The sequence below is a fragment of the Streptomyces sp. NPDC090032 genome (genome assembly GCF_044748025.1).
In the GTDB taxonomy this organism is placed as follows: Bacteria; Actinomycetota; Actinomycetes; order Streptomycetales; family Streptomycetaceae; genus Streptomyces.
Genome location: NZ_JBIVFF010000018.1, coordinates 33351 through 55260, shown reverse-complemented (window position 1 = coordinate 55260; position 21910 = coordinate 33351). Strand labels below are relative to the sequence as shown.

Here is a 21910-nt window from a genome sequence, read left to right as displayed (position 1 = left end):
CCGAAGGTCCTTACCAAGCACGCCCGTTGTCGTCCTGGCTACCCTTCCGACCCCTTGCCACCCGATCGGGTAGCGCCCGCGGCGGCTCCCGCCTTGACGGCACCGTCCTTGGTCCCGCCGCCGGCGGACGGGGTCTCGAAGGACTCCAACGCCTCCAGGACGTCCTGGACCCGGGAGATCTCGGCGTTGATGTCCTCGCGCCGGCGCACCAGGACCTCCAGCTCGCGCTTGCCCTCGGCCACCGTGCGCTCCGCCTCCGCCTGCGCCTCGGACAGGACGCGCTCGGCCTCGCGGGTCAGCTCGTTCTTCTTCGCCCCGGCCTCCTTGAGCAGGCCCTCGGCCTTCTTCACGGCGGCGATCCGGACCTTGCTCGCCTCCGAACCCGCCTCCGAGACCATCTCCTTGGCCTTCGCCTGCGCCTCGGCGAGCTGCTCCTCGGCGGCCTTCACCAGCGCGTCGCACCGCTCGCCGGCCGTCTTCATGGCCTCGGCGGACTCGCGCCGCGCCCGCTCGTGCAGCTCGTCGATCTCGCCGGTGATGCGCTCGCGCAGCTCCTCGGCACGCTCCCTGATCGCCGTCGCGTCACGGCGTGCGCCGACGAGCAACTCGTCCGCGTCCGTACGGGACTTCTCCACCAGGGAGTTGCCCTCGACGGTCGCCTCGGAGACCAGCCGGTCGGCCTCCTTGCGGGCCGCGCCGACCATCTTGTCGGCCTGCGACTCGGCGTCCGTGGTCGCCTTCAGCGCGGCCTGCTGCGCCTCGGACGTCAGCTTCTCGGCCTCCGAGCTCGCCTCCGTGATGAGCTTGTCGACCTGCTCGGCGGCCTCCGAGCGGCGCTTGTTGGCGTCCTTGCGGGTCTCGTCGAGGGTCCGCTCGGCCTCGCCGCGCGCAGCGGACGTGAGCCGCTCGGCCTCGGCCGCCGCCTCCGCCTTGACGCGCTCCGACTCGCTGCGGATCCGCTCGGCATGCTGCTGCGCGGACCCGACCGTCTCGGCCGCCTCGGCGCGCAGCCGCTCGGCGTCCCCGGCCGCGTCCGCGATGAGCTTCTCGGCCTTGGCGACCGCCTCGGCGCGCACCCGCTCGGCCTCGGTACGGGTCTCGTTCGCGAGCTGCTCGGCCGCCGCGGTGGACTCCGCGTGCAGCCTGGCGGCCTCGGCGGTGGCGTCGCCGACGAGCTGCTCGGCACGCGCGACGGACTCCGAACGGACGCGCTCCGCCTCCGTGTTCGTCTCGTTCGTCAGGCGCTCGGCGGCCTCCGTGGCGTCGCCGACCCGCTTCTCCGCCGCGGCCGTCGACTCGGAACGGACGCGCTCCGCCTCGGTGTTCGTCTCGCGGGTGAGGCGCTCGGCCTCGCTCGTGGCCTCCGTGATGAGGGTGTCCGCCTGGGTGGCGGCGTCCGAACGGATCCGGTTGGCGTCCTCGCGGGCCTCGGCCCGGCTGCGGGTCGCGTCCTGCTCGGCCGACGCGAGCCGCTCGGAGACCTCCGTACGGACCCGCTGGGCGTGCTCCGACGCCTCGGACCGCATCCGCTCCGACTCGGCGATCGCCTCGGAAACCGTGCGCTCCGCAAGGGACTTGGCGGCCTCCGACTCGGCGGCGGCCTCGCCGCGCACGCGGTTGGCGTCCTCGGTGGCGCGCTCGCGCTCCGCGTAGGCGTCGGCGCGGACCCGGTCGGCCTCCTCCTGCGCCTCGCGCCTGGTGCGCTCGGACGCGTGCTCCGCCGCGCTGCGCAAGCCCGCGATCTCCTCCTGCGCCTGCTCCTGGAGCCCGGACACGGAGTCACGCACCTGCTGCGCGGTCTGCTCGGCGGCGCCGACCATCTCGGTGGAGCGCCGGTCGGCCTCCTCCACGAGACGTACGGCCTCGGCCTGTGCCTCCTCGACACGGGCGCGGGCGACCGCGAGGAGTTCCTCGCTCTGCTCGCGGGCCCGCTCGCGCTCCTGGTCGGCCTCCTGGCGCGCGGAACCGAGGGTCTCCTCGGCCTCGCGGCGCCGCCTGGCGGCCTCCTCCTGGGCGGCGGTGAGCGCCTCGGCCGCCTCCGTGGCGACCCGCTCGGCGGCGGCGGCGGCCTCCGCGCGCACCCGGTCGGCGCTCTCCTGCGCCTCCGACTTGAGCCGCTCGGCCTCGGCCGCGGCCTCGGACCGCAGCCGTACGGCGACGTTCTCCGCCTCGGCGCGGGTCCCGGACGCGTCCGACGCGGCCTCGGTGCGCAGCCGGTCGGCCTCCGTCTCGGCCTGCGCCTGGAGCGTACGGATCCGCTCGGCGGCCTCGGCGCGCAGCCGCTCCGTCTCGTCCGCGGTCTCGCGGCGGATGCGCTCCGACTCGGCTCGCGCGTCGGTGAGCGCGGTCTCGGACGCCGTCAGGCGCTGCTCGGCCTCGGTGTGCAGCCGGGTCAGCTCCTCGGCGGCCTCCGACTGCCGGGCCGCGACGGCGCGCTCGGTGTCCTCGCGCAGCTCCTGCGCGGCCCGCTCGGCCTCCGCCTTGGTGGCCTCGGCCTGCTCGGCGGCCTCCTCGCGGTGCCGCTCGGCCTCGGCGCGGGTGCGCTCCAGGGTCTCCTCGGCCTGCTTGCGCAGGTTCGTGGCGCGCTCGATGGCCTCGGTGCGGACCCGCTCGCTCTCGGTCTGCGCGCCGGCCCGCAGCTCGTCCGCGTCCGCCTTCGCCTTGGCGAGCAGCTCCTCGGCGGTCCTGGCCGCCTCCTCGATCTGCTGGACGGCCTCGCGCCGCGCCTCGCTGCGGATGCGCTCGCCCTCGTCGACCGCCTCCGCCCGCAGCTGCTCGGCCTCGCCGCGCAGCCGCCGCGCCTCCTCCTGGAGCTCGACGGTCTTGGCGCGGTAGTCCTTGGTGTCGTCCTTCGCGGCGCCCTTGAGCTGCTCCGCGATGTCGTGCGCCTCGCCACGCAGCCGGTCCGCCTCGGCCTCGGCCTCGCTGCGCAGCCGCTCGGCCTCCTCGGAGGCGGCCTTCGTGGTGGCCTTCGCGTCCTGGGACGCCTTGGTGAGTACCTCTTCGGCCGTACGGGCGGCCTTGGCGAGCTGGGAGGCGGTCTCCTCGGCCGTGACGTTGCGTGCCTTCTCGCCGGCCTCGGCGAGGATCTTCTCGGCCTGCTCCTTGGCGTCGGTGACGACCTGCTCGGCCTCCGACTTGGTGGCCTCGGCCTCCTTGGTGGCCTCCGAGACGAGCCGGGCTACCTGCTCCTTGGCGGTGCGCGTGCGCTGCTCGTTCGCCGACTCGGCGTTCGCGAGCTGCTTGGCCGCGGCGTCCTTCGCCTCGGTGAGGACCTTCTCCGCCGACGCGCGCGCTTCGCGCAGCGCCGCGTCGGCCTCGGACAGGCGCTGCTCGGCGGCGCGGCTCAGCTCGGCGGACTGGCGGCGGGCCGTGTCCGACTCGGTGGCCGTGGACGAGCGCAGCTGCTCGGCGTGGTCGGTGGCTTCCTGGGCCTGCGTGGACGCGGCGTTCAGGAGGCGTTCGGCGTCGGTGCGGGCGCGGCGCAGCAGGGCCTCGGCCTCGGCGCGGGCCGTCTCGGCCTCCGACGTCAGGCGCTGGCGGGCCTCGGTGGCGACCCGCTCGGCCTCGGCGCGGGCGGCGGCGAGCGCCTGGTCCGCCTCGGCGCGGGACTCGTCGACGAGCCGGCGGGCCTGCTGCTCGCTGCGGGAGCGCAGCTGCTCGGCCCACGCCACGTTCTCGTTGACGTGTGCCTCGACGGTCTGGCGGCGCTCGGCCAGCTCCTGGTCGAGCTGCTGGCGGCGCGAGACGGCCTCGGCGTGCAGCTCGGACTGGAGCCGGGACTGCTGCTCGGCGTGCTCCTGGAGGATGCGCTGCGTCTGGGCGCGGGTGTCGCGCAGCTCGCGCTCGGCGTCGGCGCGCAGCTGGTCGGCCTGGATCTGCGCGTTACGCAGCAGCTGCTCGGCCTGGTACCCGATGTCCCCGCCGTCGTAGGCAGGACGGGACGCGAGGTTGCGACGCGCCTCGTGCAGCTTGGCGCGCAACACCTCGACCTGGTAGCCCAGGTCCTCGGCGTGCTGGACCGCCTTCTCCCGCTCGGTCTTCAGCCGGTCCATCTCGGCCTCGAACCGCGAGAGATGGTCGGTCTCAGCCGGCCGCCGGCTGTCCTGGCTCTCGTAGCCCCGCACTGCGCGGTCCCATCCTTCCCCAAGCTCTCAACTGCGTTCGAGCAGGGGAGACCCCACTCCAAGCTCTCAACTGCGTTCGAGCAAGGGAGACCCCACTCCTGGTCGCAAGTCTCTCCAAGCGGGCACCGTCCATACGCCGAACGGGGCCCCCGGGGAATGGTGTCAGATCAACGGCGGAGCATGGGCTGCTGCCCCGTCGCTCGCCCCCCGAAACCCGGACCCCGGTCCGCGGCCGTCCGTGTGACGGACGGCCGCCCCCAACCCTACCGGCCCAGATATACGGAGGTCAGTGCTCAGGCGACTCAACCGGTGCGGAAGTGACGAGTTCGGTCAGTACGCCGTGGCAGTCCTTGGGGTGCAGGAAGGTGATGCGCGACCCCATCGAACCGGTGCGCGGCTCGTCGTACAGGACGCGTACGCCCTTGCCCCTGATGTCCTCGGAGTCGGCGTCGACGTCCGCGGTGCCGAAGGCGATGTGATGGACGCCCTCACCGTTCTTGGCCAGCCACTTCCCGACCGCGGAGTCCTCGCGGGTGGGTTCGAGGAGCTGGAGGTAGGAGGCCCCGCCGTCGCTCGTCTCGTTGATCTTGAGCATGGCCTCGCGCACGCCTTGCTCCTCGTTCACTTCTGAGTGGAAGACTTCGAAGCCGTAGGTAGCGCGGTAGAACTCAACGGTCTTGTCGAGGTCGAAACAGGCGATTCCGATGTGGTCGATTCGCGTCAGCATGCTGTAAGTGCAGCGCGGTCGGACATGGTTACGCAACGTGCGCGCGATCACACCGTTCGGCCGGTGACGTGCGGGGTACTGCTCAGTACATTCGAGTAAACCCTCGTTCACTCCTCATCTCCAAGGGGCCGTGCCTCATGTCTGGAACGACCGGTACCACCTCCGTCATCGTCGCGGGCGCCCGTACGCCCATGGGCCGACTGCTCGGCTCGCTGAAGTCCTTCTCCGGAGCCGACCTCGGAGGGTTCGCCATCAAGGCGGCGCTCGACCGGGCCGGGATCGGCGGAGACCAGGTGCAGTACGTGATCATGGGCCAGGTGCTCCAGGCGGGGGCAGGGCAGATCCCCGCGCGCCAGGCGGCCGTCAAGGCCGGCATCCCCATGAACGTGCCGGCGCTGACCATCAACAAGGTGTGTCTCTCCGGTCTCGACGCCATCGCGCTCGCCGACCAGCTGATCCGCGCCGGCGAGTTCGACGTCGTCGTCGCGGGCGGCCAGGAGTCCATGACGAACGCGCCCCACCTGCTCCCCAAGTCCCGTGAGGGCTACAAGTACGGCGCCGTCGAGATGCTCGACGCGATGGCGTACGACGGTCTGACCGACTCCTTCGAGAACATCCCGATGGGTGAGTCGACGGAGAAGCACAACGCCCGCCTCGGCATCAAGCGCCCCGAGCAGGACGAGATCGCCGCGCAGTCGCACCAGCGCGCCGCCGCCGCCCAGAAGAACGGCCTCTTCGAGGCCGAGATCACCCCCGTCGAGATCCCGCAGCGCAAGGGTGACCCGGTCCTGTTCAGCAAGGACGAGGGCATCCGCGCCGAGACGACCGCCGAGTCGCTCGGCAAGCTGCGGCCCGCGTTCGCCAAGGACGGCACGATCACGGCCGGCACGTCCTCGCAGATCTCCGACGGCGCCGCCGCGGTCGTCGTCATGAGCAAGGCGAAGGCGCAGGAGCTCGGCCTGGAGTGGATCGCCGAGATCGGCGCCCACGGGAACGTGGCGGGCCCCGACAACTCGCTCCAGTCGCAGCCGTCCAACGCCATCCGGCACGCCCTCAAGAAGGAGGGCCTGGGCGTCGAGGACCTCGACCTCATCGAGATCAACGAGGCCTTCGCGGCCGTCGCCGTGCAGTCAATGAAGGACCTCGGCGTGTCCTCGGAAAAGGTGAACGTCAACGGCGGCGCGATCGCCCTGGGTCACCCGATCGGGATGTCCGGCGCCCGTGTCGTCCTGCACCTCGCGCTGGAGCTGAAGCGTCGCGGCGGCGGCGTCGGCGCGGCCGCGCTGTGCGGCGGCGGCGGTCAGGGTGACGCGCTGATCGTGCGGGTACCCAAGGCGTAGCGCCGCGGCGCGACCCCGCTGCTGTATGTCGGTCGGTACGGAAATTCACTGAACGGAGCTGTGATGCAGGACGTCTCCACCCTGGTGGCCCAGGCCAGGGAAGGCCGGCCCAGGGCCGTGGCCCGGCTGATCTCCCTCGTGGAGGGGGCGTCCCCGCAGCTGCGCGAGGTGATGGCTGCGCTGGCCCCGCTCGCGGGGCACGCGTACGTCGTCGGGCTCACCGGGTCGCCGGGCGTCGGCAAGTCCACGTCCACGTCCGCCCTGGTCAGCGCCTACCGGCGGGCCGGGAAGCGGGTCGGTGTGCTCGCCGTCGACCCGTCGTCGCCGTTCAGCGGCGGTGCCCTGCTCGGTGACCGCGTCCGTATGTCGGAGCACGCGTCCGACCCTGGTGTGTACATCCGTTCCATGGCCACGCGCGGGCACCTGGGCGGCCTGGCGTGGGCCGCGCCGCAGGCGATCCGGGTGCTCGACGCGGCCGGCTGCGACGTGGTCCTCGTGGAGACGGTCGGCGTCGGCCAGTCCGAGGTCGAGATCGCCTCGCAGGCCGATACGTCCGTGGTCCTGCTCGCCCCCGGCATGGGCGACGGGATCCAGGCGGCCAAGGCCGGAATCCTGGAGATCGGCGACGTCTACGTCGTCAACAAGGCCGACCGCGACGGCGCGGACGCGACCGCCCGCGAGCTCAACCACATGCTGGGCCTCGGCGAGTCCAGGGGCGCCGGTGACTGGCGCCCGCCCATCGTGAAGACCGTCGCGGCCCGCGGCGAGGGCATCGACGAGGTCGTCGAGGCGCTCGAGAAGCACCGGGCGTGGATGGAGGAGCACGGTGTCCTCCAGGAGCGCCGCCTCGCCCGCGCCTCCCGCGAGGTCGAGACCATCGCCGTCACGGCCCTGCGCGAGCGCATCGCGGACCTCCACGGCGACCGCCGCCTCAGCTCGCTGGCCGAGCGCATCGTGGCGGGCGAGCTCGATCCGTACCGGGCGGCGGACTCCCTGGTGGAGGGCCTGACGGAGGCCTGACCGGACAGTGGGGCGGGGCTGTGCCGCGGTGTCATCCATGGCCAACTCCCGCTCCCCGCTGTTATGTTGGACGTATGTTCCTTCTCTGTGCGTAGGGCACGACCCGGCCGCGACCACCGTCGAACGGTGATGTCGCGGTCTCCGGCGTCCGTGTGCCCTTCGTTCCGAGGAACTCCCACCCATGTCGTCGTACGCAGCGCTTCTGCGCGTCCCCCATGCCCGCCGTACCTTCGGCGCCGCCCTGCTCGGGCGGCTCTCCTACGGGACCGTGTCCCTGTCCCTGATGCTCGCGGTGAAGTCCGCCACCGGCTCGTACGCCGTCGCGGGCACGGCCATGGCGCTCTTCGGCGCCGCGAGCGTCTTCCTCTCGCCCCTGAGAGCGCTCCTCATCGACCGGTACGGGCCGCGCCGCGCGCTCCCGCCGATGACCGGGGCGTACGCCGTGCTGCTCGGCGTGCTCGCCGCCCTGACCTGGCGGCCGGGGGCCTCCGCCCTCGTGCTCGGCGCCGCCGCCCTCGCCGCGGGCGCGTGCACCCCGCCTCTCGGCCCGACCATGCGGACCGTGTGGAGCGAACTCGCCGGCAAGCGCGAAGGGCTGCTCCAGCGCGCGTACAGCCTCGACGGCGTGGCCGAGGAGGTGCTGTTCGTGTCGGGCCCGCTCATCGTGGGCGTGGTCGTGCAGTTCGCCCCCGCGGCGTTCGGCGTCGCCGTCAGCGCGGTCCTGGTGGCCGTGGGAACCGCCGCGTTCGTGGCGTCCCCGGCCGTACGGGGCATCGCCGGCCGGGACGCGGTCCGGCGCGGGCGGTCCGGTGGGGTCTCGCCGGTGCGCGGCCTCGCGCAGCCGGTGGTCGTCGCGGTGGGTGTCGGCCTCGCCCTCGGCGCACTCGACCTGCTCGTCCTCGCCTTCGCCGACGCCCGGCAGCACGCCGACGCCGTCGCCTGGGTGATGGCCGCGCTCTCGGCGGGCAGCGCGGTCGGCGGCCTCGCGAACGGCGCCGTCACCTGGTCCGCTCCCGCCCGCACCCGGCTGCCGTTCCTCGCCGCGGGGCTCGCCGCCGCGCTGGGGGCGGCGGCGCTCGCGCCGGGTCTGGTGACGCTCGGCGCGGCGGCCGTGATCGCGGGCGTCTTCGTCGCGCCCGCCCTGACGACCGCGTATCTCGTGGCGGACGAGACGGCAGGCCCGGCGTTCCGCACCCAGGCCGGGGCCTGGGTCAACACGGCGGTGAACGCCGGTATCTCCGCCGGCACGGCGGGCGCGGGCCTCCTGGTGGCCCGCCTCCCGCTCGCGGCCTGCTTCGCCGTCGCCGCGGCGGCGCCGGTCGCGGCGGCGGTGTGGGGCGTACGGGGCATGCGCGGCGCCCGTACGACGCCGGAAGCCGCGCCCGGGGACGGTGCCCCGACCGCGGCTCAGGAGACGGGCTCGGCGGCGCGCTGAACTGACCTGCGCCGAGCCGAACTTGCCGGCGCTGACGTCAGTCGTCGTCGCCGTGGTGGCCATGGTCGTCGTCGGAGTCGTGACCGCGGCCGTGACCGCCGTGGTCGTCACCAGCGTCGTGTGTGGCGGTGTCGTCGTTGCTGTGGTCGTCACGGGTGTCGTGCGTGGCGGTGTCGTCGCGGCCGTGGTCGTCACCGGCGTCGTGTGTGGCGGTGTCGTCGCGGCCGTGGTCGTCGCCCGCGTCGTGCGTGGCGCGCGTCGCGTGGTCGTCGCGGCTGTCGTCGTCGCTGTCGTCGTGGGACGAGTGGTCCGGGGTCACCGCGCCGGTCCGGAGGTCGACGCGCCAGTCGGCGTCGGTGCCGTTCGCCGACGTGGTCTCGGCCTCCCAGGCGTGGGCCGTGCCGTCGTCGTCGAGGTCGATCTCGGTGACGGCGTCCTTCGCAGCGGCGGCGCGAGCCGCGTCCTGCGCCGTCGTCCTCGCGCCCTTCAGGATGGCGGTGACGCGGGCGGTGTCGTCGTGCCGTGAGGTGTGCGAACCGGTGACCTTGCCCGTGGCGGGGTCGACGAGGACGTCGTGCCACGTCGTGCCGTTCAGGACCTCGACCTCCCAGACCACCTGGTTGTTCTCGTCGTCGAGCTCGGCGGACACCGCCGTGCCGGGCACCGACTTGAGGGCCGCGGCGATGGCGTCCGAGGCCGTCACCTTCGCGGCCTTCAGCTCGGTGACGTGCTCCGCGCGGTCGTCTTCGTGGCCGCTCGACCCCGTGCCCCGCGACGGGGCCGACGTGCCCGCCGTGCTGTCGTCGCCGCCCGAGACCGCGACGGCGGTCGCGGTGCCGCCGCCGATCAGGGCCACGACGGCGATGGTGGAGATCACGATGTTGCGCTTCATGAGGGATCCTCCCCGAGACGTTCCCGGCCCACCGGACATCCGGTGCGCTTCGACGGGAACCACAGTGGCCGACCGATGCTGAAGCCCCGCTGAAGGACCCTGAAGACTTCTTCAGGTTCCGTTTGCGACCCTGGCCCACATGCGCCCACCCGTCTCCCACCGCCACGTTGTCCGAGACGCTTCGCGTCGCCCCCCTCGATTCTTGATCGTGGAAGACGAAAAGCGTCTCGCCCTCTCCCTCGCCCGGGGCCTGACCGCCGAGGGGTTCGCCGTCGACGTCGTCCACGACGGCCTCGAAGGGCTGCACCGGGCGGCCGAGGGCGCGTACGACCTGGTCGTCCTCGACATCATGCTGCCGGGCATGAACGGCTACCGCGTCTGCGCCGCCCTGCGCGCCGCCGGCCACGACGTGCCGATCCTCATGCTCACGGCCAAGGACGGCGAGTACGACGAGGCGGAGGGGCTCGACACGGGCGCCGACGACTACCTCACCAAGCCGTTCTCGTACGTGGTCCTCGTCGCGCGCGTGAAGGCGCTCCTGCGCCGCCGCGGCGCAGCGGGCGGTTCGTCCGTCCACACGCTCGGCCCGCTGCGCGTCGACACCGCCGCGCGCCGTGTCCTGCGCGACGAGAGCGAAGTGCCGCTCACGGCAAAGGAGTTCGCGGTCCTGGAGCAGCTGGTGGTGCGGACCGGCGAGGTCGTCTCGAAGGCGGAGATCCTGGAGCACGTCTGGGACTTCGCGTACGACGGCGACCCGAACATCGTCGAGGTGTACATCAGCACCCTGCGCAAGAAGCTGGGCGCGGAGCTGATCAGGACGGTGCGCGGGGCGGGCTACCGCCTGGAGGCGCCGCGATGAGGCGCCGGCTGTTCGGTTCCGTACGGGCCAGAGCCACGCTCGGCGCGACCCTCGTCGTCGCCGTCGCGCTCCTCGCCGCCGGCGCCTCCGTGCTGCTCGCGCTGCGGTCCAACCTCACCGACCAGGCGTCGAGCGAGGCGGAGTCCTCGGCCCGCAAGGTCGCCGTGTCGATCGCGACGGGCACCGCGCCCAACGCTCTCGACCTCCCGGGCGGGGACGACACCCCGGTCCAGGTCGTCGACAGCGACGGCCGGCTCCTGGCGGCGAGCGAGGACCTGGAGCGGATCAGCGGGACCGGCTCGTCCGCCGTCAAACCGGTGACCCCGCCGGCCGACGACGGTGGCGATGACGACGACGGGGGGTCCGACCGTCATGGGGGCAAGGGCGGGGACGACGACTCGTACGCCTACGGGGAGATCGCCGACGACGCCGAGCGGAGCGAGGGCTCGGCCACCGTCGACGGGGAGACCCGGGACTACCGGTTCGCCGCCCTGGAGGTGAAGAAGACCCGGCAGGGCGACCTCACCGTGTACGCGGGTGCCTCGCTGTCCGCCGAACAGAGCGCCGTCGGCACCGCGCTGACCGTCATGCTGATCGGCTTCCCGGTGCTGCTCGGTGTCGTCGCCGCGGTCACCTGGCTGGTGACCCGCAGGGCCCTGCGCCCCGTCGAGGGCATCCGGAGCGAGATGTCCGCGATCACGGCGTCGCAGGACCTGGCGCGCCGGGTGCCGGAACCGGGCACGCACGACGAGGTGGCGCGTCTCGCGCGGACCACGAACGAGACGCTCGCGGCGCTGGAGACATCCGTGGAGCGCCAGCGCCGGTTCGTCGCCGACGCCTCGCACGAGCTGCGCAGCCCCATCGCGTCGCTGCGCACCCAGCTGGAAGTGGGAGCCGCCCACCCCGAACTGCTCGACGTGGACGGGGCGGTGGCCGACACGGTGCGGCTCCAGGAGCTCGCCGCGGGACTCCTGCTGCTCGCCAGGCTGGACGCGGGGGAGCGGCCGGGCGGGGCGCGCGTCGATCTGGCGGCCCTGGCCGGCGAGGAGCTGTCGCAGCGCCCGGCGGGCCGTGTCGCGGTGCACCCGCGTCTCGCATCCGTCGAGGTGGCGGGCTCGCGCAGCCAGCTGGCGCGGGTGGTCGGGAATCTGCTGGACAACGCGCAGCGTCACGCCCGGTCCCAGGTGGACATCGCCGTACGGGCCGAGGGGGAGTGGGCGGTCGTCGAGGTCGGCGACGACGGCGCGGGGGTGCCGGAGGCGGAGCGGGAGCGGATCTTCGAAAGGTTCGTGCGCCTGGACGACGCGCGGGCCCGGGACGACGGCGGGGCGGGTCTGGGACTCGCCATCGCCAGGGACGTCGCCGTGCGGCACGGCGGCGCCCTGACGGTCCGCTCGTCGCCCGCGGGCGGAGCGCTCTTCGAACTCAGGCTGCCGGTGGCGCCGAGGGCCTGAGGGCGGCGGACGGGGAAGGCCGGCGTTCCCCGTTCGCAATGGTCACGGTTTGCCGCGCTGCGAACGCAGGTGGTCGGCGATCGGGGTCAGCGCCTTGTGGAGGGCGTCGAGCTCCTCGGTGGAGATCAGATCCACGAAGTGCCGCCGTACGGACGCCACATGGTGAGGGGAGACCTTCTTCATGGTCTCCATGCCGTCCTCGGTCAGGACCGTGTAGAGGCCGCGGCGGTCGGACTCGCAGTTCTCGCGGCGGACGAGTCCGGCGTTCTCCATGCGGGTGATCTGATGGGAGAGCCGGCTCTTGGACTGCAGGGTGGCGGTCGCGAGATCGCTCATGCGCATCCGGTGGTCGTCCGTCTCGGAGAGATGCACGAGGATGTCGTAGTCGTTCATCGTCAGGCCGAACGGCTGGAGGTCCTTCTCGAGCTGGTACGTCAGCATCCTGTTGACCTCTACGTGCGTGCGCCAGGCGCACTGTTCCTCGTCGGTCAGCCAGCGTGTGGCCGTCTCGGTCTCCATGTATTGAGTCTACCTAAGAAGTTGAAATGCGAACGAAAGTGGGGGATGTGACGCCTCCCACCCCTTCGAGGCACAAAGGGGTCACGCGTTCGACGTCACACTCCGCAGATTACCGCTCACAGTCCGAAGCGACGCTGGAGGTCGCCGAGCTGTCCGGGAAGACGCGGTACCCCCGGCTGCTGTCCGGGTGCCCCCTGACCCCCCGGCACACCTGCCTGCCGCGGCACCGCGCCCGTCGCCTGCTCGGCCATCAATGCCTCTGTGGACTGCAGCAATACCGTCCCGGCGCCCACGAACTCGAACTGGTGCTCCTCCCCGGAGACGCCTCCGACGCCCGTCATCGCACGTAGACCGCCGATCACGCCCGTCAGATAGGCGTGGTCGTAGTGGTGGCACGGCGACGGGCAGTCGGCCCAGCCGACCAGCGCCTGTGGATCAACGCGGATCGGCGGCTCCATGAAGACCACCGGGCCGCTCGAGGCCGCCACGAATTTGCCCGTGCCAATGAGTGTCAGAAAGCCGGGAACGATCGACTGCTTCAGCGCGAGAGTTGGCTGAAAAGCGAGCAGGTTGCCCGAGCGGATCGTCAGGTTCCCGTGCTCCAGGTCGTACGAATTCACGTCGAAGGCCCGGTCGGCGAGCAGCATCTTGCCCGAGCCCTCCGCCACGACCCAGTCGCTCGCGTGCAGCGGGGAGTGGAAGGACGTCCGCACGAGGCGGTCGAGGCGGCCGTGGCCGATCCCGTTGAAGTCGATGCGCCCGTAGTAGGCGATCATCTTGCCCTTCTGCAGGAACCAGCTGCTGCCCTTGAGCTCCACACAGAACGTGTACGCGTTCACATTGTCGTCGGCCGGCAGGGTGGCCGGGTCGAAGATCACCGGGGTGCTCACAGCTTCTCCTCCGAGGCCTGGACGTACACCGCGCCGCTGCCGCTGAGCTCCAGCTGGAACGCCTCGCCGGAGCCGCGTCCCACCATGTCGCGCCAGCCGAGGGCCGTGGACAGCTTGTTCCGTACGTCGCCGTGGTGCGCGACGTATGCCTGCGGGTCGACATGGACGGGGCGGCCCGGGGTGATCGGCAGCTCGATGACGCCGCCGTGCGCCATGACGGCGACCGCTCCGTGCCCCTTGAGGGTCGTGGTGAACAGGCCCTGGCCGGTGACCTGGCCGCGCACCATCCCCATGACGCCGCCCTGCGAGCCCATGAACATCGTGCCCTGCTGAAGACTCCCGTCGAAGGCGAGCAGCCGGTCCGCCTCCACGTGGAGGGTGTCTCCGGAGAGGGATATCACCTGCACGTGATGGCCGCCGTGCCCGAAGAGCACGGTGCCGCTGCCGTCCACGGTCATCAGCGGCGTCGCCTCGTTCGCCACGCGGCGCCCGATCATGGACATCACCCCGCCCTGGCCGCCCTGGATGCTGGGCGTGAAGGTCACGTCCCCCTTGTAGGCGAGCATCGCGCCGCGCTGGCTGTAGATCCGCTGCCCGGGGACGACCGTCGCCTCGACCATCTTCGAGTTGATCTCACGGAAGGGCATCTCACACGTCCCCCGCGATCGTGTTGCGCTCACTGGGCTGTACGTAGACCAGGCCGTCGCCCTCGAAGCGGATCTGGAAGGCCTCGCCGCCGCCCTCGCCCAGGAACGTGCGGAACGTGACGCCCGACTGGAAGGTCTGCCGCACATTCCCCTGATGTGCGACGTACGCGCCCGGGTCGACGGTCAGGGGGTGGTCCCGGCTGACGCGGAGCACCACCGCGGGGCCCTCGCTCATGATCGCCGCCTGGCCGTGGCCCTCGACGGTCGTCGTGAACAGGCCGTTGCCCTGGGAGGCGCCCCGCACACCGGTGAAGGACGTGCCGGTGCGCAGGCCCGCGTCCGTGCAGAGCAGATTGCTCGACTCGACGAAGAGCTTGTCGCCCCGCAGGTTCACGACGCTGATCTCGCTCGCCCGGTCCGCGAACCAGCACGTGCCCTGCCCCTTCACCTCCATCACCGTCATCTCCTCGCCGGTGAGGCGGCGGGTCACCATGCCGCGGATGCCCTCGCCGCCGCCCGTCATCTTCTTGAACGCCATCCGGCCGTCGTACGCGACCATCGAGCCGTTCTTCGCCTTGACGCCGTCGCCCGTCATGTCGACGGCGAGCACTCTGCTGCCTTGGAGTCGGAACGTAGCCACGATGTGACGGTAATGGGCGAGATGCCCCCCGGGACAGGGGTCCCGGCCCTGAACGAACCCTGAGCGAACCCCGGGACATCCCCGATGCCACAATGGGCGGCGCTTGTGCTTACGTTCACAAGATCGAACGCCCGCCCCCTCACCGCTTCTGCCGAAGGTGCCCCCGTGGACATCAAGACCGCCTCCGCACTCCGCCGACTCCGCCTGGTCTCCGCTCCGGAGGCCGTCTCCTTCCTCCTGCTCCTCGTCTGCTCGGTGCTGAAGCGGACCACGGAGTTCGACGCCGTCCCGGTGATGGGCATGGTGCACGGCGTCCTGTTCGTCCTCTACGTGCTCTTCTGGCTCGACGCGTGGAACCGTACGAAGTGGGGCGTCAAGACCGCCGCCCTCTACTTCGTCCTCTCCGTCCTGCCGACCGGCGGCTTCTTCGCCGAGCGCAAGCTGAAGCGTGAGGCGGAGGCCGCGGTCATCGCGTCCCGCGCCCGCCAGGAGAAGGCCGTGAGCGCATGATCGTCGCCTTCTCGGTCTCCCCGCTCGGTGTCGGCGAGGACGTCGGCGAGTACGTGGCCGACGCCGTCCGCGTCGTACGCGAATCCGGGCTCCCCAACCACACCGACGCGATGTTCACCACCATCGAGGGCGAGTCGTGGGACGAGGTGATGGACGTCGTGAAGCGCGCCGTCGCCGCCGTCGAGGCGCGGGCCCCGCGTGTGTCCCTCGTCCTCAAGGCGGACATCCGCCCCGGTGTGACGGACGGCATGACGTCGAAGGTCGCGACGGTGGAGCGGCATCTCGCCGCGGAGTGACACCTGATCGGAAACCGTCTTGCGTGTGCAGCCCCGGCCCGGGCGGGCCGGGGCTTTCGCGCGTTCAGGACCGAGGAGCGAGACGGGGCTGACCAGCATATGACCGGCCGGTAAGGTCTTGGGCGTGCCGAAGCCGCTCAGCCTTGCCTTCGATCCCATCGCCCGCGCAGACGAACTCTGGAAGCAGCGCTGGGGGTCCGTGCCGTCCATGGGCGCGATCACCTCGATCATGCGCGCGCACCAGATCCTCCTGGCCGAGGTCGACGCGGTCGTGAAGCCGTACGGGCTGACCTTCGCGCGCTACGAGGCGCTGGTGCTGCTCACCTTCTCGAAGGCCGGCGAGCTGCCGATGTCGAAGATCGGCGAGCGGCTCATGGTGCACCCGACCTCGGTGACGAACACCGTCGACCGCCTCGTGCGGTCCGGGCTCGTCGACAAGAGGCCCAACCCGAACGACGGGCGCGGAACGCTCGCCTCCATCACCGCCAAGGGCCGCGAGGTCTGCGACGCCGCCACCCGCGACCTGATGGCGATGGACTTCGGGCTCGGGGTGTACGACGCCGAGGAGTGCGGCGAGATCTTCGCGATGCTGCGGCCGCTGCGGGTCGCCGCGCACGACTTCGCCGAGGACTGACCCGCGCGAAGATCGCGCAAAACGGGCCGTTACGCTCGTATCCATGAAACGAAGCGTGCTGACCCGGTACCGGGTGATGGCCTTTGTCACGGGCGTCCTGCTGGTCCTGCTGTGCCTCGGCATGATCGCCAAGTACGTGCTCGGCATCGACGGCGCGGCGGATGTCACGCGCGTCGTGGCCATCGCGCACGGCTGGCTGTACGTGGTCTACCTGGTCTTCGCCTTCGACCTGGGCTCCAAGGCGAAGTGGCCGGTCGGCAAGCAGCTGTGGGTCCTGATCGCCGGCACGATCCCGACCGCCGCGTTCTTCGTCGAGCGGAAGATCTCCCGCGAGCTGGACTCCAAGGTCACCGACGACGGCCCGGCCGTCGCCAAGGCCTGACGGACGCCGCCACCCCCACCGCCCGCACGATGTGCGGGCGGTTTGCCATCGACATTTACTAGGACGTCCAAGTAAATTTGAAGGCATGGGAAGCATGGACGCTGACGCCATCGAAGAGGGCCGCCGCCGCTGGCAGGCCCGGTACGACTCCGCCCGCAAGCGGGACGCCGACTTCTCGACGCTCTCGGGGGACCCGGTGGACCCGGTCTACGGGCCGCGCCCCGGGGACACCTATGAGGGCTTCGAGCGGATCGGCTGGCCCGGCGAGTACCCGTACACGCGCGGCCTGTATCCGACCGGATACCGGGGCCGTACGTGGACGATCCGGCAGTTCGCCGGGTTCGGGAACGCCGAGCAGACCAATGAGCGGTACAAGATGATCCTCGCCGCCGGCGGGGGAGGGCTGAGCGTCGCGTTCGACATGCCGACGCTCATGGGGCGCGACTCCGACGACCCGCGCTCGCTCGGTGAGGTCGGGCACTGCGGCGTCGCCATCGACTCCGCCGCCGACATGGAGGTCCTGTTCAAGGACATCCCGCTCGGGGACGTCACGACGTCCATGACGATCTCGGGCCCCGCCGTGCCCGTCTTCTGCATGTACCTCGTGGCCGCCGAGCGCCAGGGCGTCGACCCGGCCGTCCTCAACGGCACGCTCCAGACCGACATCTTCAAGGAGTACATCGCGCAGAAGGAGTGGCTCTTCCAGCCCGAGCCGCATCTGCGCCTGATCGGCGACCTCATGGAGCACTGCGCGGCGGGCATCCCCGCGTACAAGCCGCTCTCGGTCTCCGGGTACCACATCCGCGAGGCCGGCTCCACGGCCGCGCAGGAGCTGGCGTACACGCTCGCCGACGGCTTCGGCTACGTGGAGCTCGGCCTCTCGCGCGGGCTCGACGTGGACGTCTTCGCGCCCGGCCTCTCCTTCTTCTTCGACGCCCACCTCGACTTCTTCGAGGAGATCGCCAAGTTCCGCGCCGCGCGCCGCATCTGGGCCCGCTGGCTGCGGGACGTGTACGGGGCGAAGACCGACAAGGCGCAGTGGCTGCGCTTCCACACGCAGACCGCCGGGGTCTCCCTGACCGCGCAGCAGCCGTACAACAACGTCGTGCGGACCGCCGTCGAGGCGCTCGCGGCCGTGCTCGGCGGCACCAACTCGCTGCACACGAACGCCCTCGACGAGACCCTGGCGCTCCCCTCCGAGCAGGCCGCCGAGATCGCGCTGCGCACGCAGCAGGTCCTCATGGAGGAGACCGGCGTCGCCAACGTCGCGGACCCGCTGGGCGGTTCGTGGTTCGTGGAGCAGCTCACGGACCGCATCGAGGCCGACGCGGAGAAGATCTTCGAGCAGATCAAGGAGCGCGGTCTGCGCGCCCACCCGGACGGGCAGCACCCCATCGGACCGATGACCTCGGGCATCCTGCGCGGCATCGAGGACGGCTGGTTCACCGGCGAGATCGCCGAGTCCGCGTTCCAATACCAGAAGGCGCTGGAGAAGGGTGACAAGCGGGTCGTCGGCGTCAACGCGCACCACGGGTCCGTCACCGGCGACCTGGAGATCCTGCGCGTCAGCCACGAGGTCGAGCGCGAGCAGGTGCGCGAGCTCGGCGTCCGCAAGGCGGCCAGGGACGACGCCCGCGTGCGCGACGCCCTCGACGACATGCTGAAGGCCGCGCGCGACGGCGGCAACATGATCCCGCCCATGCTCGACGCCGTACGCGCCGAGGCCACCCTGGGCGAGATCTGCGGGATCCTGCGCGACGAGTGGGGCGTGTACACCGAACCCCCCGGGTTCTGACGGGAGTTCGCGCCGGTGGCACCTGAGGAGTGACAGGTGTCACCCGGTGCGGCGGGGGGTAGGCGCGGGCACGTCGATCGTCGCCTGCCCCTGGAGTTTCCATGCGTCTGTCCGGACTCAACCGCACCACCACGACCGTCGGATGTGCCGCCCTAGCCCTGCTCGGCGGGATGGTCCTCGGCGGATCCGGGGCGGTGAGCGCGAGTCCGCCGGCCGAGCCGAAGGTGCAGGACACCTTCGACCCCCTCGGCCCCGACGTGCGCGCCGCGAAGCTGCCGTCCGGACGCACGGCCCACTACACCGACTCGGGCCCGCGCGACGGCGTCCCCGTCCTCTACATAGGCGGCACCGGCACCAGCGCGCGTGCCGTCCACATGACCGACTTCTTCCGCACCACGCGCGCGGACCTGGGCCTGCGGCTGATCTCCGTCGAGCGCGACGGCTTCGGCGACACCGCCTACGACCCCGCCCTCGGCAAGGCCGACTTCGCGCGGGACGCCCTCGACGTCCTCGACCGTCTCGGCGTGAAGAAGTTCAGGATCGTCGCGATCTCCGGCGGCGGCCCCTACGCCGCCGAACTCGCCGCCCGCGCGCCCGGCCGCGTCTCCGCCCTGCACCTGGCAGCCGCCCTGCCCCCGTACGGCGACAAGCCCGCGTACTGCTCGATGTCCGACGACGCGCTCGCCGCGGCCCTGAAGGACTCCATCACCGACCCGCGCAAGTGGTGGGCGTTCCCCGACGACAGCCCCGTCAAGTCGATCCCGGGCTTCGCCGACACGGCGTACGAGGACGGCGCCCGCACCTACAACCAGCGCGGCCAGCAGGCGGATCCGGCACCGCAGGTCCACGAGCAGAAACTGTACTGCGAGCGGCCGGGCCCCGATCTGTCGAAGCTGACGGCCCCCGTGTACCTGTACGGCGGCGACAAGGACACCACGGTCCCGCCGGCCACCCTCGCGACCTGGCGCGAGCAGTTCTCCCCGGACCGCGTCACGGTCCGCACGTACGCCGACTCCGCGCACGACGTCCAGTACCGCCACTGGGACCAGATCCTCGTGGACCTCGCGGGACACGGGGACCGCACGGTCGTGTGCCGAAGCTCGCACACCCGCGTCCTGCCCGCGGACGAGGCGGCCCGACTGGTCACCAAGAAGCGTGCCACGCTGGGCAGTTGCGCCTGGAACAAGTGACGGAACCCGGGCGGGCTACGCCTGTACGGAGGCGAGTCCGCCCAGGAGCAGGGCGGTGAACCGGTCCACCCACTCCTCGTCCACCGGCTCCGCGCTCACCAGCGTGCGGTGCACCACGGCTCCCGCGACCACGTCGAAGATGAGGTCGGCGGTGCGGGCCGCGGCGGCCGGGTCGGCTTCGAGGGGGAGTTCGCCGCGCGCGTGGGCGCGGGCGCGGCCCTCCAGGACCAGGCGCTTCTGCCGGTCCACGATCGAGGTGCGGATGCGCTCGCGCAGCGGTTCGTCGCGGGTGGACTCGGCGACGACCGCCATCAGCGCCGTCTTGGTCTCCGGACGGTTCAGGAGCGCCGCGAACTGCAGGACCACGCCCCCGATGTCGGCGGCGAGGCTGCCGTTGTCCGGGAGTTCGAGCTCGTCGAAGAGGACCGCGACCGCGTCCACGACGAGCTCGTTCTTACTCGCCCAGCGCCGGTAGAGCGTCGTCTTGGCGACGCCCGCGCGGGACGCCACGTCCCCCATCGTGAGTTTCGACCAGCCGAGGTCGACCAGCGCCGCACGGGTCGCATCGAGGATCGCCGCGTCGGCGGCGGCGCTTCGGGGGCGGCCCGTTCTCGGGAGAGGTGGGGGGATGCGGCTCTGCATGAAAAGGACCATACCGGCCGGTAGGGATAGCGCCGTGAGGCAGACCACAGCGAAGATCACCGGAACCCCCTCCCCACACGGCTCGCACGAGAGTTACGCTACGACCTGTAGCGAAAGCTCGATCATTCTTGCGACAACCACGAGGCACCGGGTGGGGACCCGGCGCCGCACAGGCCCCTCCGGGCCGCAGAACGGCCCCTCTTGGGGCCGCGGATCACGCCCACGGCCGGATCCCTGACGGTGCCCGCACTCCGGCGGGAGGCCGCGACGGGTGGTCCCGGCCCACAACACACCGCGGAAGGGGGAGGATGTACTCATGCAGCCACGGAACATGTCCATGAGCGGAGTCGTCGACCTCGCCGCGGTGAAGGCGGCCCAGGAGGCCAAGGCGAAGGCGGAGCAGGCGCGCGCCGAGTCCGCACGGCAGGGCGGCGGCGGGGCCGTCTCCCCGTCGAGCCTCGTCATCGACGTCGACGAGGCCGGTTTCGAGCGCGAGGTCCTCCAGCGTTCGGCCGAAGTGCCCGTCGTCATCGACTTCTGGGCCGAGTGGTGCGAGCCGTGCAAGCAGCTGAGCCCGCTGCTCGAAGGCCTCGCGGCCGAGTACAACGGCCGGTTCGTGCTCGCCAAGATCGACGTCGATGCCAATCAGATGCTGATGCAGCAGTTCGGGGTCCAGGGGATCCCGGCGGTCTTCGCGGTGGTGGCCGGACAGGCCCTGCCGCTCTTCCAGGGGGCCGCGCCGGTCGAGCAGATCCGCGGGACGCTCGACCAGTTGATCCAGGTCGCCGAGGAGCGCTTCGGCCTGACCGGCGTCACGGTCGACGCCGATGCGGAGGATGCCGCACCGGTCGTGGAGGCTCCGGTCGGCCCGTACGACGCTCTGCTCGAAGCCGCCGTCCAGGCTCTTGACGCCGGTGACCTCGCGGGCGCCGTCCAGGCGTACAAGAACGTGCTGAGCGACGACCCCGGCAACACCGAGGCCAAGCTGGGCCTGGCGCAGGCCGAGTTGCTCCTGCGCGTGCAGGGTCTCGATCCGCAGAAGGTCCGTCAGGACGCCGCGGACCGGCCCTCCGACGTGGACGCCCAGATCGCCGCCGCCGACCTCGACCTGGTCGGAGGCCATGTCGAGGACGCGTTCGGCCGACTTGTCGACACGGTCAAGGTCACGGCGGGCGATGAACGGAACGCCGCGCGCGTGCGGCTGCTCGAACTCTTCGAGGTCGTCGGCTCCGACGATCCGCGCGTGACTACGGGCCGTGCGGCTCTGGCCCGGGTTCTCTTCTGAGCGGTTTCTGACCTGTTCCTAAACGCCGGGCTATGTGGTGCCCAGGTGAAAGTTCTGTCTCCACGGGTACACAGCGGTCGCGTTTTACCAAAACTTGGTAAAGGCGACCGCTGTTACTTGGAGTAAGTCAAGGGGCATCTTCTGTCCGGTTACGCCCCTTCTTCCTCTGCTTTGGCAACTCGCTTGACACCACCCTGTGTTGTCGGGTGACACCATCGGGTCGTTGTTCGGTTATCCGTCCGTTACTAGCGAGTAACGAACCCCCTTGTGCCCGCGCCGAGAATGCACCACGATCGGCGACGCTCGGTCCTCATCCCGCAGTCCGACAGCCAATCGGGTCGCGGGGTTTCAGGGTCCCCACCGAGCAGGCCGGCAGCAGTGCCGCCGGCCTTGGGCAGGGGGGTCTCTGCTTCCCGGCAGGGCCTGTCCAGCAGGTTGCGCGTGACTGTCAGGTGCGACCAGTGGTGGTTGTCGCTCGGGGGTGATCGCCGGTGATTCGGGTGCCATTGCACGCCCCCGAAACGGGCGCTCTCCTTCCCGAGGACGTAGCACTTCTCCCATCCCTGCCCGGCTGATCGCCCCAAGGGGTGCAGTCAGGGCCGGAGATGTACGTCCGAGAAGGAGGA

At 71.5% G+C, this 21910-nt stretch carries 20 protein-coding genes; 12 read left to right on the top strand and 8 right to left on the bottom strand.

The annotated features are described in order from the left end of the window. Positions 1-38: 38 nt before the first annotated feature. On the bottom strand, positions 39-4127 hold the full coding sequence (scy, locus tag ACIPWY_RS35060) for a polarized growth protein Scy (RefSeq protein WP_393704938.1): 4089 nt from the start codon (positions 4125-4127) through the stop codon (positions 39-41). A 286-nt stretch (positions 4128-4413) separates the two neighbouring features. Next, a complete protein-coding gene (gene mce / locus ACIPWY_RS35055) occupies positions 4414-4854 on the bottom strand; it encodes a methylmalonyl-CoA epimerase (RefSeq protein WP_362908197.1) in 441 nt (146 codons plus the stop codon). A 137-nt stretch (positions 4855-4991) separates the two neighbouring features. Here mce and ACIPWY_RS35050 point away from each other — a divergent pair, with 137 nt between their 5' ends. The 3 genes from ACIPWY_RS35050 to ACIPWY_RS35040 all read left to right on the top strand — a co-directional run bounded on the left by ACIPWY_RS35050 (position 4992) and on the right by ACIPWY_RS35040 (position 8649). Continuing rightward, complete coding sequence (locus ACIPWY_RS35050) at positions 4992-6194, top strand: acetyl-CoA C-acetyltransferase (RefSeq protein WP_362908196.1); 1203 nt, start codon at positions 4992-4994, stop codon at positions 6192-6194. 63 nt (positions 6195-6257) lie between these two features. Next, entirely contained in the window at positions 6258-7214 is a 957-nt protein-coding gene (meaB, locus tag ACIPWY_RS35045) for a methylmalonyl Co-A mutase-associated GTPase MeaB (protein WP_116509816.1), read from the top strand. A gap of 181 nt (positions 7215-7395) precedes the next feature. Continuing rightward, positions 7396-8649, top strand: a complete 1254-nt coding sequence (locus tag ACIPWY_RS35040; protein ID WP_401536499.1) for an MFS transporter — start codon at positions 7396-7398, stop codon at positions 8647-8649. Between the two features lie 37 nt (positions 8650-8686). On the opposite strand, the gene ACIPWY_RS35035 is transcribed toward ACIPWY_RS35040, so the two are convergent. Next, complete coding sequence (locus tag ACIPWY_RS35035; RefSeq protein ID WP_401536496.1) at positions 8687-9541, bottom strand: PepSY domain-containing protein; 855 nt, start codon at positions 9539-9541, stop codon at positions 8687-8689. A 139-nt stretch (positions 9542-9680) separates the two neighbouring features. Here ACIPWY_RS35035 and ACIPWY_RS35030 point away from each other — a divergent pair, with 139 nt between their 5' ends. Next, positions 9681-10400, top strand: coding sequence for a response regulator transcription factor (locus ACIPWY_RS35030; protein WP_393704945.1), 720 nt, complete (start codon positions 9681-9683; stop codon positions 10398-10400). Further along, positions 10397-11854 carry a sensor histidine kinase gene (locus ACIPWY_RS35025; protein ID WP_401536493.1) on the top strand — a complete coding sequence of 486 codons (1458 nt, stop codon included), beginning with the start codon at positions 10397-10399 and terminating at the stop codon, positions 11852-11854. The genes ACIPWY_RS35030 and ACIPWY_RS35025 overlap by 4 nt, the downstream gene beginning before the upstream one ends. Positions 11855-11896: 42 nt before the next feature. Here ACIPWY_RS35025 and ACIPWY_RS35020 read toward each other — a convergent pair whose 3' ends face one another. From ACIPWY_RS35020 to ACIPWY_RS35005, 4 genes are all read right to left on the bottom strand, one after another. Next, entirely contained in the window at positions 11897-12373 is a 477-nt protein-coding gene (locus tag ACIPWY_RS35020; protein ID WP_362908191.1) for a MarR family transcriptional regulator, read from the bottom strand. Between the two features lie 116 nt (positions 12374-12489). Then, positions 12490-13263, bottom strand: a complete 774-nt coding sequence (locus tag ACIPWY_RS35015) for an AIM24 family protein (RefSeq protein WP_393704949.1) — start codon at positions 13261-13263, stop codon at positions 12490-12492. After that, a complete protein-coding gene (locus ACIPWY_RS35010; RefSeq protein WP_401536489.1) occupies positions 13260-13910 on the bottom strand; it encodes an AIM24 family protein in 651 nt (216 codons plus the stop codon). The genes ACIPWY_RS35015 and ACIPWY_RS35010 overlap by 4 nt, the downstream gene beginning before the upstream one ends. Position 13911: 1 nt before the next feature. Then, positions 13912-14550 (bottom strand): AIM24 family protein, encoded by a 639-nt coding sequence (locus tag ACIPWY_RS35005; RefSeq protein WP_362908188.1) that lies wholly within the window; start codon positions 14548-14550, stop codon positions 13912-13914. 165 nt (positions 14551-14715) lie between these two features. Here ACIPWY_RS35005 and ACIPWY_RS35000 point away from each other — a divergent pair, with 165 nt between their 5' ends. The 6 genes from ACIPWY_RS35000 to ACIPWY_RS34975 all read left to right on the top strand — a co-directional run bounded on the left by ACIPWY_RS35000 (position 14716) and on the right by ACIPWY_RS34975 (position 19357). Further along, positions 14716-15060, top strand: a complete 345-nt coding sequence (locus tag ACIPWY_RS35000; RefSeq protein WP_351986573.1) for a DUF3817 domain-containing protein — start codon at positions 14716-14718, stop codon at positions 15058-15060. Continuing rightward, complete coding sequence (locus ACIPWY_RS34995; RefSeq protein ID WP_351986574.1) at positions 15057-15356, top strand: MTH1187 family thiamine-binding protein; 300 nt, start codon at positions 15057-15059, stop codon at positions 15354-15356. The genes ACIPWY_RS35000 and ACIPWY_RS34995 overlap by 4 nt, the downstream gene beginning before the upstream one ends. Before the next feature lie 124 nt (positions 15357-15480). After that, positions 15481-15990, top strand: a complete 510-nt coding sequence (locus ACIPWY_RS34990) for a MarR family transcriptional regulator (protein ID WP_362908187.1) — start codon at positions 15481-15483, stop codon at positions 15988-15990. A gap of 43 nt (positions 15991-16033) precedes the next feature. Next, positions 16034-16372: a DUF3817 domain-containing protein gene (locus ACIPWY_RS34985; RefSeq protein ID WP_362908186.1), complete on the top strand. Its 339-nt coding sequence runs from the start codon at positions 16034-16036 to the stop codon at positions 16370-16372. Positions 16373-16466: 94 nt separating this feature from the next. Further along, complete coding sequence (locus ACIPWY_RS34980) at positions 16467-18167, top strand: methylmalonyl-CoA mutase family protein (protein ID WP_362908280.1); 1701 nt, start codon at positions 16467-16469, stop codon at positions 18165-18167. A 101-nt stretch (positions 18168-18268) separates the two neighbouring features. Beyond that, positions 18269-19357 carry an alpha/beta hydrolase gene (locus tag ACIPWY_RS34975; protein ID WP_362908185.1) on the top strand — a complete coding sequence of 363 codons (1089 nt, stop codon included), beginning with the start codon at positions 18269-18271 and terminating at the stop codon, positions 19355-19357. A 15-nt stretch (positions 19358-19372) separates the two neighbouring features. On the opposite strand, the gene ACIPWY_RS34970 is transcribed toward ACIPWY_RS34975, so the two are convergent. Beyond that, positions 19373-19999, bottom strand: a complete 627-nt coding sequence (locus tag ACIPWY_RS34970; RefSeq protein WP_362908184.1) for a TetR/AcrR family transcriptional regulator — start codon at positions 19997-19999, stop codon at positions 19373-19375. 316 nt (positions 20000-20315) lie between these two features. Between ACIPWY_RS34970 and ACIPWY_RS34965 the strand changes: the two genes are divergently transcribed. Beyond that, positions 20316-21284 (top strand): tetratricopeptide repeat protein, encoded by a 969-nt coding sequence (locus ACIPWY_RS34965; RefSeq protein ID WP_401536482.1) that lies wholly within the window; start codon positions 20316-20318, stop codon positions 21282-21284. Positions 21285-21910: the final 626 nt, after the last annotated feature.

Excerpts from the sequence above, each read along its gene's own strand:
- mce (WP_362908197.1), bottom strand. The coding sequence starts at position 4,854 with ATGCTGACGCGAATCGACCACATCGGAATCGCCTGTTTCGACCTCGAC.
- ACIPWY_RS35050 (WP_362908196.1), top strand. The coding sequence starts at position 4,992 with ATGTCTGGAACGACCGGTACCACCTCCGTCATCGTCGCGGGCGCCCGT.
- meaB (WP_116509816.1), top strand. The coding sequence starts at position 6,258 with ATGCAGGACGTCTCCACCCTGGTGGCCCAGGCCAGGGAAGGCCGGCCC.
- ACIPWY_RS35040 (WP_401536499.1), top strand. The coding sequence starts at position 7,396 with ATGTCGTCGTACGCAGCGCTTCTGCGCGTCCCCCATGCCCGCCGTACC.
- ACIPWY_RS35035 (WP_401536496.1), bottom strand. The coding sequence starts at position 9,541 with ATGAAGCGCAACATCGTGATCTCCACCATCGCCGTCGTGGCCCTGATC.
- ACIPWY_RS35030 (WP_393704945.1), top strand. The coding sequence starts at position 9,681 with ATGCGCCCACCCGTCTCCCACCGCCACGTTGTCCGAGACGCTTCGCGT.
- ACIPWY_RS35025 (WP_401536493.1), top strand. The coding sequence starts at position 10,397 with ATGAGGCGCCGGCTGTTCGGTTCCGTACGGGCCAGAGCCACGCTCGGC.
- ACIPWY_RS35020 (WP_362908191.1), bottom strand. The coding sequence starts at position 12,373 with ATGGAGACCGAGACGGCCACACGCTGGCTGACCGACGAGGAACAGTGC.
- ACIPWY_RS35010 (WP_401536489.1), bottom strand. The coding sequence starts at position 13,910 with ATGCCCTTCCGTGAGATCAACTCGAAGATGGTCGAGGCGACGGTCGTC.
- ACIPWY_RS34995 (WP_351986574.1), top strand. The coding sequence starts at position 15,057 with ATGATCGTCGCCTTCTCGGTCTCCCCGCTCGGTGTCGGCGAGGACGTC.
- ACIPWY_RS34985 (WP_362908186.1), top strand. The coding sequence starts at position 16,034 with ATGAAACGAAGCGTGCTGACCCGGTACCGGGTGATGGCCTTTGTCACG.
- ACIPWY_RS34980 (WP_362908280.1), top strand. The coding sequence starts at position 16,467 with ATGGACGCTGACGCCATCGAAGAGGGCCGCCGCCGCTGGCAGGCCCGG.
- ACIPWY_RS34975 (WP_362908185.1), top strand. The coding sequence starts at position 18,269 with ATGCGTCTGTCCGGACTCAACCGCACCACCACGACCGTCGGATGTGCC.
- ACIPWY_RS34970 (WP_362908184.1), bottom strand. The coding sequence starts at position 19,999 with ATGCAGAGCCGCATCCCCCCACCTCTCCCGAGAACGGGCCGCCCCCGA.
- ACIPWY_RS34965 (WP_401536482.1), top strand. The coding sequence starts at position 20,316 with ATGCAGCCACGGAACATGTCCATGAGCGGAGTCGTCGACCTCGCCGCG.